This window comes from Phycicoccus jejuensis (assembly GCF_044797865.1).
GTDB classification, from domain to species: domain Bacteria; phylum Actinomycetota; class Actinomycetes; order Actinomycetales; family Dermatophilaceae; genus Phycicoccus; species Phycicoccus jejuensis.
Genome location: NZ_CP085209.1, coordinates 3901438 through 3916453, shown reverse-complemented (window position 1 = coordinate 3916453; position 15016 = coordinate 3901438). Strand labels below are relative to the sequence as shown.

The following is a 15016-nucleotide window of genomic DNA, read 5'->3' as shown; positions in this document are numbered from 1 at the left end:
CGCCGCGCCGCCGGTGACCCGGGTGTGCGACGGGACGCCTGCGGGCGCTACCGTCGGGCCGTCACCACGTCCGAGCAGCGACGAATCCGCTGCACGTGGCCGACGGAACAGGCAGGTGTGAGGCATGGCATCCGGACGCAAGCTCGTCATCGTCGAGTCCCCGGCGAAGGCGAAGACCATCGCGGGCTACCTCGGCAGCGACTGGGACGTGGAGGCCTCGGTCGGCCACATCCGTGACATCCCGACCCCGAGCGAGATGCCGGCGGAGATCAAGAAGGGCCCGTTCGGCAAGTTCGGGGTCAACGTCGACGACGACTTTGACCCGTACTACGTCGTCGACGCGGACAAGAAGAAGAAGGTCCGCGAGCTCAAGGCCCTCCTGAAGAACGCCGACGAGCTCTACCTGGCCACTGATGAGGACCGCGAGGGCGAGGCCATCGCGTGGCACCTCTTCGAGACCCTCCAGCCCAAGGTCCCGGTCAAGCGGATGGTCTTCCACGAGATCACCCGCGAGGCGATCCAGCGGGCCGCCAACCAGACCCGCGACATCAACGTCGCGCTCGTCGACGCCCAGGAGACCCGCCGCATCCTCGACCGCCTCTACGGCTACGAGGTCTCGCCCGTGCTCTGGCGCAAGGTCAAGGCCGGCCTGTCCGCCGGCCGCGTGCAGTCCGTCGCCACCCGCCTCGTCGTCGAGCGCGAGCGCGAGCGGATGGCGTTCGTCCGCGCCTCGTACTGGGACGTCGACGCCGACGTCACGCCCGGCGCTGACGAGGACCTCTTCACCGCGCGCCTCACCGGGGTCGACGGCAAGCGCGTCGCGACCGGCCGTGACTTCGCCGACGACGGCACCCTCAAGGGCGAGCGCTCCGTGCAGCTCGACGAGGAGCGCGCCACCGGCATCGCCGAGGCGCTGCGCACCGCCGAGGTCACCGTCGCCGAGGTCTCCGAGAAGCCGTACACGCGCCGCCCGAGCGCCCCGTTCACGACGAGCACCCTCCAGCAGGAGGCCTCGCGCAAGCTGCGGCTCAACTCCCGCAACGCGATGCGGGTGGCCCAGCGGCTCTACGAGAACGGCTACATCACCTACATGCGGACCGACAGCACCGCGCTGTCCGACACCGCCCTGACCGCCGCCCGGCAGCAGGCGCGCGAGATGTACGGGGGCGACTCCGTGCCCGACGCGCCGCGCCGCTACGAGAAGAAGGTCAAGAACGCGCAGGAGGCGCACGAGGCCATCCGCCCGGCCGGTGACCGCTTCCGCACCCCGGCCCAGGTCGCCGGCGAGCTGCGCGGCGAGGAGTTCCGCCTCTACGAGCTGATCTGGATGCGCACCGTCGCCTCGCAGATGGCCGACGCCCGCGGCTCGACTGCGTCGGTGCGGCTCGCGGCGACGCTGCGCGAGGGCGCCCCGGCCCGCGAGGTCGAGCTGTCCGCCAGCGGCACCGTCATCACCTTCCGCGGCTTCCTCGCCGCCTACGAGGAGGGGCGCGATGACGCCCGCACCCGCGACGACGACGAGCGTCGCCTGCCCAAGCTCGGCGCCGGGCGCCGCCTCGACGTCAAGCGCGCCGAGGCGAACGGCCACGAGACCTCGCCGCCCGCCCGGTACACCGAGGCGACGCTCGTCAAGGCGATGGAGGAGCGTGGCATCGGCCGGCCCTCGACCTACGCCTCGACGATCGGCACCATCCAGGACCGTGGCTACGTCTCCAACCGCGGCTCGGCGCTCGTCCCGTCGTGGCTCGCGTTCGCGGTGACCCGCCTCATGGAGGAGCACTTCGGACGGCTCGTCGACTACGACTTCACCGCCTCGATGGAGGAGGACCTCGACGCCATCGCCCGCGGCGACGAGCAGCGCGCGGCCTGGCTGCGCCGCTTCTACTTCGGCGACGAGGCGAGCTCGGCCAAGGGGCTGCGCTCCCTCGTCGAGGACCTCGGCGACATCGACGCCCGGGCCATCTCGACGATCGACATCGGCGACGGCGTCGTCGTGCGCGTCGGCCGCTACGGGCCGTACGTCGAGGAGGTCGTGCCCGCCGGCGTGGACCCGTCGACCGGTGAGGTCACCGACGCCGCGGCCGCGGACTCCGCTGCGGCACAGCCGCGTCGCGCGACCATCAACGACGACATCGCCCCCGACGAGATGACGCCGGCCATCGCCCGCGAGCTGCTCGAGCGCGCCGCGGACGACGGCCGCGTCCTCGGGCAGGACCCCGGCACCGGGCGCGACATCGTCGCCAAGGCCGGCCGCTACGGCCCCTACGTCACCGAGGTGCTGCCCGAGGAGGAGCAGGGCAAGGGGAAGTCGAAGGTCAAGCCGCGCACCGCCTCGCTCTTCAAGGACATGGACCTCGGCACGATCGAGCTCGACACCGCGCTGCGGCTGCTGTCGCTGCCGCGCGTCGTCGGCACGAGCACCGAGGAGGACGGCAGCACCGTCGAGATCACGGCGCAGAACGGGCGCTACGGGCCCTACCTCAAGAAGGGCACCGACTCGCGGTCGCTGACGAGCGAGCAGCAGCTGTTCGACATCACGCTCGAGGAGGCGCTGGCGATCTACGCGCAGCCCAAGCAGCGCGGGCGGGCCGCGGCCAAGCCGCCGCTCGCCGAGCTCGGCACGGACCCCGTGTCGGGCAAGCCGGTCGTCGTCAAGGACGGGCGGTTCGGGCCGTACGTCACCGACGGCGAGACGAACGCGACCCTGCGCAAGGACGACGACCCCGAGAAGATCACGCCCGAGCGCGGGTACGAGCTGCTCGCCGACAAGCGGGCCAAGGGTCCGGCCAAGAAGACCGCGCGCAAGACGGCCAAGAAGACGACGACGAAGAAGGCCGCGACGAAGAAGACCGCGACCAGGAAGACCGCCACGAAGAAGGCGGCGACGAAGAAGGCCTGACCCGGCCCCGCCTCGTCTCCGGAGTCGAGTGCGGAAGCGGCTGCCCCGGCGACCGAGTCCGCCCTCGACCCCGTTGGAACTCCACCCTCGTCGAGGTCGAGTGCGGAGGTGGCTGCCCCGGCGACCGCGTCCGCCCTCGACCCCGATTGCGGCGGCAGTTACCGGCCAGTAGGTTCGACGCATGGCCTTCGACCCGCAGACCCTGACCACCGCCTCGCCCGCCGAGTTCGTCGCGGCGGTGAAGCGGGCCTCGGACGGCGAGATCCGCGACGCCTTCGCCGGCGAGCACCGCACCGCGATGCTCGACGCCGTCTTCGGCCGCTTCCCCGAGCAGTTCCGGGCCGACAAGGCCGGTGACCGCGCCGCGCGCATCGACTTCCGGGTCACCGGCGGGCCGGGGGACTCCAGCGACACCTACGCCGTCGTCGTCGACCACGGCACGTGCACCGTCGAGAAGGCGCCGACCGCCGAGCCCGACCTCTCGCTCATGGCCGGCCCGGTCGAGTTCCTCAAGCTCATCTCGGGGACCGGCAACCCGGCGATGATGTTCATGATGGGGAAGATCAAGGCCCGCGGCGACCTCGGCCTCGCGACCGCCCTGGCGAACTGGTTCGAGACCCCCAGGGCCTGACGCCGGCCCGCCCCCGACGCACCACACGTATCGGGTGACCCGATACACCTGCGCTTCACCCGGGAACCGTTCCGGGGTGAAGCGCGCCCGTATCGGGTGACCCGATACGCGAGTGACGCGTGGGGTGAGGACGTCGTCGTCGCTGCGGGCGATCCCGGTGGCGTCGCGACGTAGCGTGGCGGGTATGTCCCTCGTCACGAGCTCCGGCTACGCCCACGTCCGCCTCACCGTCACCGACATCGAGCGCTCGGTCGACTTCTACGACCGGGTCTTCGGCTGGCCGAAGGCGGTCGACGCACGCGAGCACCAGGGTGAGCCCGGTCTCGAGGACGCCCCCGAGAAGTTCTACGGCGGCGTCGTCTACCAGACCCCCCAGGGCACGCTCTTCGGCCTGCGGCCGGTCGGGTCGCAGGCCTTCCGCTCCGACGTCACCGGCCTCGACCACGTGAGCTTCGCCGTCGACTCGCGCGCCGACCTGGACGGCGCCGCCCGGGAGCTCGACGGCGCGGGCATCACGCACGGCGAGGTCGTCGAGCTGGCCGACGCCGGCATCGCGATCCTCTCCTTCCAGGACCCGGACGACGTCAACCTCGAGCTCACCGCGCCGCTGTCCTGAGCCCGTGCCCGAACCGGCTTGACCCTCACGCGACGTGAGGCCCCACGGTGGTGCCATGACCACGACGAGCCAGCACACTGCAGGGATGGAGCTGACGGTCGGGCAGGTCGCCGAGACCTTCGGCGTCACGGTGCGCACGCTGCACCACTACGACGCCATCGGTCTCGTCGTCCCCTCCGGCCGCACCCCCGCGGGCTACCGCCTCTACACGGACGCGGACCTGGCCCGGCTCGCGACCGTCGTCACCTACCGCCGGCTGGACCTGCCCCTCGACGAGGTGCGTGCTCTGCTCGACGGCGAGGGGACGGCGGCGGAGCACCTGCGCCGCCAGCGCGCCGTGGTCGTGTCCCGGCTGGGCGAGCTCGAGGAGCTCGTCCACGCCATCGACCGAGCACTGGAGCGAGAGATGACCGAGCAGCCCGCGACGACCGAGGACCTCAAGGAGCTCTTCGGGGACGCCTTCGGCGACGACTACCCCCGGGAGGCGCAGGAGCGCTGGGGCGAGACCGACCAGTGGGCGCAGTCCAGGCGCCGCACCGACGGCTACACGAAGGCCGACTGGGAGGCGGTCAAGGCCGAGCAGGACGCCGTCAACGCCGAGCTCGTCGCCGCGATGCGGGCCGGCGAGCCGCCGACCTCGCAGCGGGCGATGGACGCCGCCGAGGCGCACCGGGTGCAGATCGAGCGGTGGTTCTACGACCTCGACCACGCCTTCCACCGGGGCCTCGGGGACATGTACGTCTCCGACCCGCGGTTCACCGCCACGTACGAGGAGCAGGCGCCGGGGCTCGCGCAGTACGTGCGCGACGCCATCCACGCCAACGCCGACCGGCACGAGCGCCCGGCCGGCTGAGGCCCGCCCCACCCGTCGAGCGCACAGGACACGCCGCCCGCACCCCGGTGCCGGTGGCGTGTCCTGCTGCGTCGAGCGGGGGAGGCCGGCGGGGGAGGTACTAGGACCAAAGCCCGATGGTGGGTGTCCATCGGTCACGGGCACCGTTCTCGTCATCGGGCCGAGGAGCGGCCCACCTCGAGCCCCAGGAGCACCCCATGATCCGCACGCAGTCCCTGTCCCGGGTCGCCGCCACCGCCGCGGTCGCCGCCGCCCTCGTCGCCGGCGCCGCCCCCGCCACCTTCGCGAAGGCCCCCGAGTCCAAGGCCTCCGGCACCTGCAGCCAGGGCGCCACCTGGAAGCTCAAGGCCAAGGCCGACAACGGCCGGGTCGAGGTCGAGCTCGAGGTCGACTCCAACCGCAACGGCCAGAGCTGGGCGTGGACCCTGCGCGACAACGGCGTCAAGGTCGGCTCCGGCACCGCGGTCACCGTCGCGCCGAGCGGCTCCTTCACCGTCGCCCGCCGGATCGCGAACCGCGCCGGCACCGACACCATCACCGCCGTCGCGACGCACGCCGGGCAGACCTGCTCCGCCCGAGTCGTCTTCCCCGGCTGACCCCACCTGTCACACTCCACGAAAGGACCAGGACCGTGCGACGCATCGCCCTCATCACCCTCGGAGCCGCCGTGGCCGTCACCCCCGCCCTGCTGGGCGTGCTCGGCAACGCCTCCTTCGCCGAGCGGCTGCCCGTCCGGGCGCCCTCGAGCGCCACCTCGAGCCCCTCGCCGTCGGCCACCTCCGACGACCCGGCCACGCACGACGCGGGCGACGACCACGGCGGTGACCGTCCGCGCGGCACCTCCGACGACCCGGCCGACCACGACGCGAACGACGACCACGGTGGTGACCGCCCGCGCGGCACCTCCGACGACCCGGCCGACCACGACGCGAACGACGACCACGGCGGCGACCGCGCCCGGTCGGGCGAGGACTCGAGCAGCTCCGGCCACCGCTCGGGCCACCAGCGCTCGGGGGGCAGCAGCTCCAGCGGCAGCAGCTCGACCAGCGGCAGCTCGCGGGGCGGCTCCGACGACAGCGGGTCGGACGACTCCTCGTCGAGCGGCTCCTCGGGCCACGGCTCCGACGACTCCGGCTCGGACGACTCCGGCCGCTCGCGGCACGGCGGCGACGACGGCTCCGGCCACGACGCCGGCGACGACCACGGTGGGGACGCGGGTGGGCACGGATCCGACGACTGATCCCACGGTCCCGTCCCCGGTCGAGGTCCCTGCCCCGGCCGGGGGCGCTCCGTGCCCGGAACCGGTGTGGGTCACGGTCTCCCGCCCCGCGGCGATCGACGCCGACGACGGCCCCGTGCACCCGCGCCGGGTCCTCGCCCAGCTCGCGCTCGGTGTCCTCGCCGCCCTCCTGCTCGTCGGCGTCCTCGGCTCCCTCGCGGCGCGGCAGCTGGCCGAGCGGGAGGCCGTCAACGACGCCGCCTCGATGGCCGGGGTCATCGCCGAGGCGGTCGTCCAGCCGGCGATGACCGAGGAGCTGATGGCCGGCGACCCCGCGGCCGCCGACGCGTTCGGGGCGACCCTGGAGCGCAGCCTCGACCGCGAGACGGTCGTCCGGGTCAAGCTCTGGCGCCCCGACGGCTACGTCCTGTGGGCCGACGAGCCCCAGCTCGTGGGGCGCACCTTCGGGCTGGACGAGGGGCAGCGCGAGGCCCTCGACGGACCCACCACCGTCGCGGAGGTCTCGGAGCTCGACGCGTCCGAGAACCAGTTCGAGAGGGGCGACCGGCTCGTCGAGGTGTACCGCCCGGTGTGGATGCCGGACGGGCAGACCGCGCTGTTCGAGATCTACGTCTCCTACGACCCCGTGGCCAGCCGCACCGGCGAGCTGTGGCGCGGCTTCGCCGGGGTGACGGCCAGCAGCCTCGTGCTCTTCGTCCTCATCGTCACCCCGCTCGTCCTCGCGCTCCTCAAGCGGGTCCGCAGCGCCGAGGCGCGCCAGGTCGCCTTCCTCCAGCGGGCGGTCGACGCCTCGGAGGTCGAGCGCCGGCGCATCGCCGCGACCCTCCACGACGGACCCGTCCAGGAGCTCGCCGCCACCTCGTTCACCGTCTCGGGTGCCTCCGCGACGGCCGCGGCCCGCGGCGAGAGCGCGCTGGCCCGCGACCTCGACGCCGCCGCGACCGCCGTGCGCGCGAGCATCCGCTCGCTGCGCACGCTGCTGGTCGACCTCCACCCGCCGAGCCTGTCCCGGGCCGGGGTGGTCGCCGCGCTGACCGACCTCGCGACGTCCGTCCGGGCCGACGGCGTCGTCGTCCGGCTCGACACCGACCCCGAGGCCGAGCTCGCCCTGACCGCCGACGCCCAGCGCCTCGTCCACCGCGTCGCGCAGGAGTGCGTCCGCAACGCCGCGCGCCACGCGGGCCCGGCCGAGGTCGTCGTGTCGCTGCACCGCACCGGCCCCGGGACGGTCGAGCTCGAGGTCCTCGACGACGGGCTCGGCTTCGACGTCGAGGCCGTCCTCGCCGACCCCGAGCCCGGGCACCTCGGGACCGCGCTGATCGCCGACGCCGCGTCGGTCCCGGGTGCGACACTGCGAGTGGCCAGCTCGCTGGGCGCCGGGACGCACTGGCGCCTCGACCTCGACGGCCCGATGGGGGTGCGCGCATGATCCGGGTGCTCGTGGCCGACGACCACCAGCTGGTCCGGGCCGGGGTGCGCACGCTCCTCGACGCCGAGCCCGACATCACGGTCGTCGCCGAGGCCCGCGACGGCGCCGAGGCGGTCGAGTCGGCGGTCGGCACCGAGCCCGACGTCGTCCTCATGGACCTCTCGATGCCCGTGCTCGACGGGGTCGAGGGCACCCGCGGGGTGCTGGCCGCCCTCCCGGGCACCCGCGTCCTCGTCCTCACGAGCTTCTCCGACCGCGACCGCGTCCGCGAGGTCCTCGCCGCCGGGGCCATCGGGTACGTCCTCAAGGACTCCGAGCCGGCCGACCTCGTCGCGGCGGTCCGCGCGGCCGCGCAGGGGCACGTCCCCATCGACCCGCGGGTCGCGGCCGCCCTCCTGCCCGCCACCGGCGACCCGGTGCGCGACGGCGAGGCCGTCGGGCTCTCCCCGCGCGAGACCGAGGTGCTCCGGCTGGTCTCGCAGGGCCTGGCCAACAAGCAGATCGCACGGGCCCTCGGCATCACCGAGCGCACCGTCAAGGCGCACCTCGGCCGCGTGTTCCGCGAGATCGGGGTCGTCGACCGCACCAGCGCGGCCCTCTGGGCGCGCGACCACCTGCCCACCCCCTGACCCGCGCGGGGACGGCCGTCGGGGCGCTGGCCTAGGCTCGCGACGTGAGCGCACGGGACGGGGTCTTCATCGCCTTCGAGGGCGGCGACGGGGCGGGCAAGTCGACACAGGTCCGGCTGCTCGCCGAGGCCCTGCGCGCCCACGGCCGCGAGGTCCTCGTCACCCGCCAGCCCGGGGGCACCGACCTCGGGTCGGCCATCCGCGACCTCGTCCTGCACGGCGACCACGTCTCGCCGCGGGCCGAGGCGCTGCTCTTCGCGGCCGACAAGGCCCACCACGTCGACCTCGTCATCCGGCCGGCCCTCGCCGCCGGGCAGGTCGTCCTCACCGACCGCTACACCGACTCCTCGGTCGCCTACCAGGGGGCCGGGCGCGACCTCGGGGCCGCCGAGGTCCACGACCTGCAGATGTGGGCCGTCGACGCCCTCGTCCCGGACCTCACCGTCGTCGTCGACGTCGACCCCGCCGAGGGGCGCCGGCGCCGCGGCGAGGTCCACGACCGGCTCGAGGCGGAGGCCGACGCCTTCCACGCCGCGATCCGCGAGCACTTCCTCGCGATGGCGCGCGGCAACCCCGAGCGCTACCTCGTCGTCGACGGGACGCAGCCGCCCGACGCGGTCCACGCGTCCGTCCTCGACCGGGTCCGCGCGACCGGTGCCCTCGATGCCCTCGACGCCGCCGACGGGGGAGCGCCGTGAGCGTCTGGCGCGACGTCATCGGCCAGGAGGCCGCGGTCGCCGTCCTCGAGCGGGCCGTCCGGGACCCGGCGTCGATGACCCACGCGTGGCTGTTCACCGGGCCGCCGGGGTCGGGCCGGTCGGTCGCCGCGCGCGCGTTCGCGGCCGCGCTGCTCTGCCCGCAGGGCGGCTGCGGCGAGTGCCGCGAGTGCCGCACCGCGCTCGACGCCACGCACGCCGACGTCGACGTCATCGCCACCGAGGGGCTCTCGATCAAGGTCGAGCGGGCGCGCGACCTCGTCCAGCTCGCGGCCCACCGGCCGAGCGTCGGTCGCTACCGCGTCATCGTCGTCGAGGACGCCGACCGGCTCACCGAGCGCGCCGCCGACGCCCTCCTCAAGGCTCTCGAGGAGCCCGCGCCGCGCACCGTCTGGATGCTCTGCGCGCCGTCGGTCGAGGACGTCATCATCACGATCCGCTCGCGCTCGCGGCACGTGCGGCTGCGCACGCCGTCGGTCGAGGCCGTCGCCGACCTCCTCGTGCGCCGCGACGGCGTCGACCACTCGATGGCCCTCTACGCCGCCCGCGCCGCACAGTCGCACGTCGGGCTCGCGCGCCGCCTCGCCCGCGACGAGCACGCCCGCATCCGCCGCCACGACGTCGTGTCGATGGCCGGGAAGATCGTCTCGGTCGGCGAGGCCGTCGGGGCGGCGCAGGACATCGTCACCATCGCCCAGGAGGAGTCGGCCGCGGCGTCGGGGGAGCGCGACGCCGCCGAGCGGGCCCGCCTGCTCGAGGTGCTCGGCGCCGACCCCACCGCACGCACGCAGCCGCCGCACGTGCGCTCGCAGGTCGCGGCGCTCGAGCGCGAGCAGAAGACGCGCGCCACACGCTTCACCCGCGACGTCGTCGACCGCGCCCTCGTCGACCTCCTGTCGGTCTACCGCGACGCGCTCGTGCACCGCACCCGCGCCGGCGCCGCGCTCGTCAACGAGGACAGTCGGGCCGTCGTCACCCGTGTCGCCGAGGCGTTCACGCCCGAGCAGCTCCTCCGGGCGATGGACGCCGTCGGCACGGCGCGCGAGCGCATCGGGGCCAACGTGGCGCCGCTGCTGGCGCTCGAGGCGATGGCGCTCTCCCTGCGGCTGCCCCGCTGAGCCGACGCGTGCGCGGTTGCGGCCGATTCGTGACCTCCCCGGCGAGAAGGCTCCCATGCTGCTCGCCTAGGGTGCGCCCATGACCCCGCGCCGCCTCGCCCTCGTCGCGGGCGCCGTCGCCGTCTCCACCGCCCTCGCCGGATGCTCGGTCGTCGACGGCCTGCGTGGTCAGGGCAGCGCCCGCCCGTCGGTGTCCGTCAGCCCGCAGTCACCGCCCCCGGGCACGCAGGGGCTGGACCGGTTCTACTCCCAGCAGCTCGCGTGGACGGGGTGCTCCGGCGCCGAGTGCGCCCAGCTGACCGTGCCCGTCGACTACGCGCAGCCGACCGGGGCGACCATCGAGATCTCCGTGCTGCGCGTCCCGGCGAAGAAGTCGGGCCAGCGGCTCGGTTCGCTCGTCGTCAACCCGGGCGGCCCCGGCGGCTCGGGGGTCGACTACGCGCGTGCCGCGGACTTCATCGTCGGCAAGGACGTCCGCAACCGCTACGACGTCGTGGGGTTCGACCCGCGCGGCGTCGCCCGCTCCTCGCCGATCGACTGCCTCTCCGACGCCGGGCTCGACGCGTTCCTCGGGGCCGACCCGACGCCGGACGACGCCGCGGAGGAGCAGCAGTTCTCCGCCGGCGCAGCCGGGTTCGCCGCGTCCTGCGCCAAGAACGCCGGCCCGCTGCTCGCCCACGTCTCGACCGAGGACGCCGCGCGCGACATGGACGTGCTGCGCGCCGCGCTCGGCGAGGAGAAGCTGACCTACCTCGGCAAGTCGTACGGCACCTACCTCGGGGCCACCTACGCCGAGCTGTTCCCGCAGCAGGTGGGCCGCTTCGTCCTCGACGGCGTCGTCGCCCCCGACCTCACCTCCGCCGAGATCAACCTCGGCCAGGCCGAGGGCTTCGAGCGCGCGACGCGGGCGTGGGCGCAGTACTGCGTCTCGGAGGGCGACTGCCCCCTCGGCGACTCGGTCGACTCCGTGATGGAGGGCCTGCGCGGCTTCCTCGCCGACGTCGACGCCTCCCCGCTGCCGAAGACCGGCGACGGCTCGGTGCCGGCGCTCACGGAGGGCTGGGCCTCCCTCGGCATCGCCGCCGCGATGTACGACCAGGGCGCCTGGCGGACCCTCGTCGACGCGATGACCGACGCCGTCGACGGTGACGGCACCGCCCTGATGCAGCTCGCCGACCAGTACGCCGACCGCAACCCGGGCGGTGGCTACGCGGGCAACATCATGGAGGTCATCTACGCGGTCAACTGCCTCGACAAGCCGGAGTCCGACTCCGTCCCCGAGCACGAGGCGCTCGCCGACGCCGCCGCCGAGAAGGCGCCGACGTGGGGTCGCTACCTCGCGTGGAGCTCGCTGCCGTGCGGGTCGTGGCCGTTCGAGCCGACGAACGAGCCGCACGAGATCCGGGCCGAGGGCGCGGAGCCGATCGTCGTCATCGGCACGACCCGCGACCCCGCGACGCCGTACGAGTGGTCGGTGCGCCTGCACGACCAGCTGGCCAAGGCCTCGCTCATCTCCTTCGACGGCGACGGGCACACGGCGTACACCCGCTCGAACTCCTGCGTCGACGACGCCGTCGACGGCTGGTACGTCGACGGGAAGCTCCCCGAGGACGGCCTGCGCTGCTGACCCGCGCCCTCGTCGCGGGCTACACCGCAGTACGGGTCGCCCAGCGACACGTACTGCGGTGTAGACGTGCTCGAGGCACCCGGGGGAGCGGCTCGGGCGGGGTGTCCGACGGGCCGATTCGCGATCGCCGCGCCGATGTCCATATACTCGTCCGGCGCGCCCGGTCCGCCGTGTGCGCACGCCGCCTTAGCTCAGTCGGCCAGAGCGATTCACTCGTAATGAATAGGTCATCGGTTCGATTCCGATAGGCGGCTCCACCCGAAGGCCCCCTCGACCCCGCGTCGAGGGGGCCTTCGCGCATTTTTCTCTTCACTGATTGCGAGTTCCGCCGCCCGACACCCCGTGCGCAGGCGTGTCGACCGGCCGAACTCGCAAGAAGTCGGGTGGCGCGGGGCAGGGGTTGTCGAACGTCGGCGGACGGCGGGTCACGGGCGCGGCGCCGGGCATAGCGTGGCGAGATGACCAGACCCGTGCCGCTGCCCACCGCCCCCGGCCAGGAGTCGGTGTGGGACTACCCGCGTCCGCCCGCGGTCGAGCCGAGCGACGAGCCGGTCGAGGTCTGGTTCGGCGGCGTCCTCGTCGCCCGCTCCACCCGCAGCCTGCGCGTCCTCGAGACGAGCCACCCCCCGACCTACTACCTGCCGCGCGAGGACTTCACCGAGGGCGCCCTGCGGCGGGCGCACGGCTCGTCGTACTGCGAGTGGAAGGGCGAGGCCGTCTACTTCGACGTGCTCGGCCGGCGCGAGGTGGCCGAGTCGGCCGCGTGGACCTACCCGCACCCCAACCCCGGCTTCACGGCCCTCGTCGACCACGTCGCCGTCATGCCCGCGGCGATGGACCGCTGCGTCGTGGCGGGCGAGGTCGTCACCCCCCAGGAGGGCGGTTTCTACGGGGGATGGGTGACCAGCCGCGTCGTCGGGCCGTTCAAGGGCGGACCCGGCACCTGGGGATGGTGAGCCCGGACCGCCGCCACCCCGGGAGACGACGGACCCCCGGTCGCACCACGTCGGTGCGCCCGGGGGTCTGTCGCCGTCGCGCCCGGGACGTCCGGGCGGCGCGGGGAGTCAGTCGTCGCTGAGCGGCTTGTCCTTCGTGGCCAGCTCGGCGCGGGCCCGCTCGGAGGCGGCGGCCAGCTCGTCGCTCGTGTGGGCGGAGGTCGACGCGTTCGCGGGGACCTCGGCGTGCGGGGGCATCCGCCAGCGGGCGGTGCTCAGGCCGGCCGCGCGGGCCCGCTCGATGGCGTCGGTGATGCAGGCCTCGGCCTCCACGCGCCCCGCCCAGTGCGCGCCCTCGACCGACTTGCCGGGCTCGAGGTCCTTGTAGGTCTCGAAGAAGTGCTGGATCTCGAGGCGGTCGAACTCGGTGACGTGCTCGAGCTCGCTGATGTGCGCCTTGCGCGGGTCGCCCGCCGGGATGCAGAGGATCTTGTCGTCGCCACCGGCCTCGTCGCGCATGTGGAACATGCCGATGGGCCGGGCTCTCACGACGCAGCCCGGGAAGGTCGGCTCGTCGAGGAGCACGAGCGCGTCCAGCGGGTCGCCGTCCTCGCCGAGCGAGTCCTCGATGTACCCGTAGTCCGACGGGTACGACATCGCGGTGAACAGCATGCGGTCCAGCCGGATGCGGCCCGACTCGTGGTCGACCTCGTACTTGTTGCGGTGACCCTTGGGGATCTCGATGGTGACGTCGAACTCCACGGTGGAAAGACTCCCTCTGCTGCGTGACCTAGGCTCGTCCGACAGTCTGGCGCATGGAGGGCCCAGGGGACGAAGGGAGGCCGGGTGAGACGTGTCATGCTCGCCGGCGCGAGCGCCCTGGTCCTCCTCGTGGGCGCCGGCTACGTGACCGCCGACGTGTACGACGTCGTCCCCGGCGTGCTCACCCTCGACCGCCCGGTGGCGCTCGCCCCGGCACCGGGAGCCGACGCGGACGAGGGCGAGGTCCCCTCGCTGCTGCCCACCGCCGCGCCCTCCCTCGCGGCGACCGACGGGACGAGTGCGCCGGTCCCCTCGGCCGCCGGCCTGGCCGCGGCGGTCGCGGCGGCCGACGACGACCCCGCGCTGCGGAAGGGCCTCGGCGTGAGCATCCGCGACGGCGTGACGGGGGAGGAGCTGTGGTCGCGCGCGGGCGGCACCCCGCGCCCGCCGGCCTCCACCGCCAAGCTGCTCGCCGCCTACGCCGTCGCCGACACCCTCGACCTCGACGAGCGGGTCCCGACGAGCGTCGTGGCCGCCCCCGGCTCGCGCGACCTCGTCCTCGTCGTCCGCGGCGACATGCTGCTCGCGCCCGGCCGCGGCGACGCCGACGCGGTCGCCGGGCGCGCGGGCCTGACCGACCTCGCCCGCCGGGTCGCCCGCACGCTGGTGGCCGACGGACGAACCACCGTCACCCTGCGCCTGGACACCTCGTTCGCGCCCGGCCCCCGGGTGCCGCCGACGTGGAACCCCAACGACGTCCGCGACGGCTTCGCCGGGCCGGTCGTCATGACCGGCCTGACGACGACCCGCGCGACCCCGGCCCGCCCGGCGCCCACCCGGCCCGAGGACGTCGTCGCCCGCACCCTCGTCCAGCGGCTGCGCGCCGAGGGGGTCACGGCCCGTCTGCGCCCGACCTCGACGTGGTCGCGGCCCGCCCCGGCCGACGCGGTCGCCCTCGGCACGGTCGAGTCCGCCACCTACGGCGAGCTGCTCGGGCTCGCGCTCGCCGAGAGCGACAACTCCCTCGCCGAGAGCCTCGTCCGGCAGGCCGCCGCGACGCTCGGCCGGCCGACCGAGGACGCCGACGCCAACGCCGACCTCATCACCGCGCGCCTCGAGGCCGCCGACGTCCCCACCGCCGGGATGCGCCTCAAGGACGCGAGCGGCCTCAGCCCCGGGCAGGCCGTGGCGCCCGCGACGCTCTCGGCCGTCCTCGGGCTCGCGGTGCGCGGTGAGCCCGAGCAGCTGCGCGGGGTCGTCGCCGGGCTGCCGGTCTCCGGGCTGTCCGGCACGCTCCGGCACCGCTTCTCGGCGGACGCGACGCGCGACGTGCTGGGCGTGCCGCGCGCCAAGACCGGCACCCTGCGGGCCGGCTCGTCGCTGGCCGGGACGACCGTCGACGCCGACGGCCGACCGCTGACCTTCGTCGTGCAGGTCGACGGCTTCCCCCGGACCTACGACGGCACGCTGCGCGCCCGCGCCGCGATGGACCGCGTCGTCGCTGCCGTGACCCGGTGCGGCTGCAGCGGCACGACCGGCTGACGCGGATGAGAGGCTGAGC

The 15016-nt window shown here is 74.4% G+C and carries 14 protein-coding genes and 1 tRNA gene; 14 read left to right on the top strand and 1 reads right to left on the bottom strand.

Annotated features, from left to right (window positions below):
* Positions 1–124 precede the first annotated feature (124 nt).
* The 13 genes from topA to LG324_RS18575 all read left to right on the top strand — a co-directional run bounded on the left by topA (position 125) and on the right by LG324_RS18575 (position 12714).
* On the top strand, positions 125–2899 hold the full coding sequence (gene topA / locus LG324_RS18635; protein ID WP_404350345.1) for a type I DNA topoisomerase: 2775 nt from the start codon (positions 125–127) through the stop codon (positions 2897–2899).
* 181 nt (positions 2900–3080) lie between these two features.
* A complete protein-coding gene (locus tag LG324_RS18630) occupies positions 3081–3530 on the top strand; it encodes an SCP2 sterol-binding domain-containing protein (RefSeq protein WP_404350343.1) in 450 nt (149 codons plus the stop codon).
* 184 nt (positions 3531–3714) lie between these two features.
* Positions 3715–4146 (top strand): VOC family protein, encoded by a 432-nt coding sequence (locus LG324_RS18625; protein WP_030526580.1) that lies wholly within the window; start codon positions 3715–3717, stop codon positions 4144–4146.
* A 55-nt stretch (positions 4147–4201) separates the two neighbouring features.
* Positions 4202–4999: a MerR family transcriptional regulator gene (locus tag LG324_RS18620; protein ID WP_245616059.1), complete on the top strand. Its 798-nt coding sequence runs from the start codon at positions 4202–4204 to the stop codon at positions 4997–4999.
* 197 nt (positions 5000–5196) lie between these two features.
* Positions 5197–5595 carry a hypothetical protein gene (locus LG324_RS18615; RefSeq protein ID WP_404350341.1) on the top strand — a complete coding sequence of 133 codons (399 nt, stop codon included), beginning with the start codon at positions 5197–5199 and terminating at the stop codon, positions 5593–5595.
* A 35-nt stretch (positions 5596–5630) separates the two neighbouring features.
* The gene (locus tag LG324_RS18610) at positions 5631–6239 is read left to right on the top strand and encodes a hypothetical protein (protein ID WP_404350339.1); all 609 of its coding nucleotides are present in this window, start codon (positions 5631–5633) and stop codon (positions 6237–6239) included.
* Positions 6240–6303: 64 nt separating this feature from the next.
* Entirely contained in the window at positions 6304–7668 is a 1365-nt protein-coding gene (locus LG324_RS18605; protein WP_404350337.1) for a sensor histidine kinase, read from the top strand.
* Positions 7665–8297, top strand: coding sequence for a response regulator transcription factor (locus LG324_RS18600; RefSeq protein ID WP_030526585.1), 633 nt, complete (start codon positions 7665–7667; stop codon positions 8295–8297). The genes LG324_RS18605 and LG324_RS18600 overlap by 4 nt, the downstream gene beginning before the upstream one ends.
* A gap of 44 nt (positions 8298–8341) precedes the next feature.
* Positions 8342–8995, top strand: coding sequence for a dTMP kinase (gene tmk, locus LG324_RS18595; RefSeq protein WP_404350335.1), 654 nt, complete (start codon positions 8342–8344; stop codon positions 8993–8995).
* The gene (locus tag LG324_RS18590) at positions 8992–10131 is read left to right on the top strand and encodes a DNA polymerase III subunit delta' (RefSeq protein WP_404350333.1); all 1140 of its coding nucleotides are present in this window, start codon (positions 8992–8994) and stop codon (positions 10129–10131) included. Before tmk ends, LG324_RS18590 begins: the two co-directional genes overlap by 4 nt.
* A gap of 79 nt (positions 10132–10210) precedes the next feature.
* Positions 10211–11758: an alpha/beta hydrolase gene (locus tag LG324_RS18585; RefSeq protein WP_404350331.1), complete on the top strand. Its 1548-nt coding sequence runs from the start codon at positions 10211–10213 to the stop codon at positions 11756–11758.
* Between the two features lie 180 nt (positions 11759–11938).
* Positions 11939–12015 (top strand) — tRNA-Thr (locus LG324_RS18580).
* A 201-nt stretch (positions 12016–12216) separates the two neighbouring features.
* Entirely contained in the window at positions 12217–12714 is a 498-nt protein-coding gene (locus LG324_RS18575; protein ID WP_207022437.1) for a DUF427 domain-containing protein, read from the top strand.
* Positions 12715–12822: 108 nt separating this feature from the next.
* Here the strand turns inward: LG324_RS18575 and LG324_RS18570 are convergent, their stop codons facing one another.
* Positions 12823–13455 carry an inorganic diphosphatase gene (locus LG324_RS18570; protein ID WP_030526636.1) on the bottom strand — a complete coding sequence of 211 codons (633 nt, stop codon included), beginning with the start codon at positions 13453–13455 and terminating at the stop codon, positions 12823–12825.
* An 84-nt stretch (positions 13456–13539) separates the two neighbouring features.
* On the opposite strand from LG324_RS18570, the gene LG324_RS18565 reads away from it, so the two are divergent.
* Complete coding sequence (locus LG324_RS18565) at positions 13540–14997, top strand: D-alanyl-D-alanine carboxypeptidase/D-alanyl-D-alanine-endopeptidase (protein WP_404350328.1); 1458 nt, start codon at positions 13540–13542, stop codon at positions 14995–14997.
* Positions 14998–15016 lie beyond the last annotated feature (19 nt).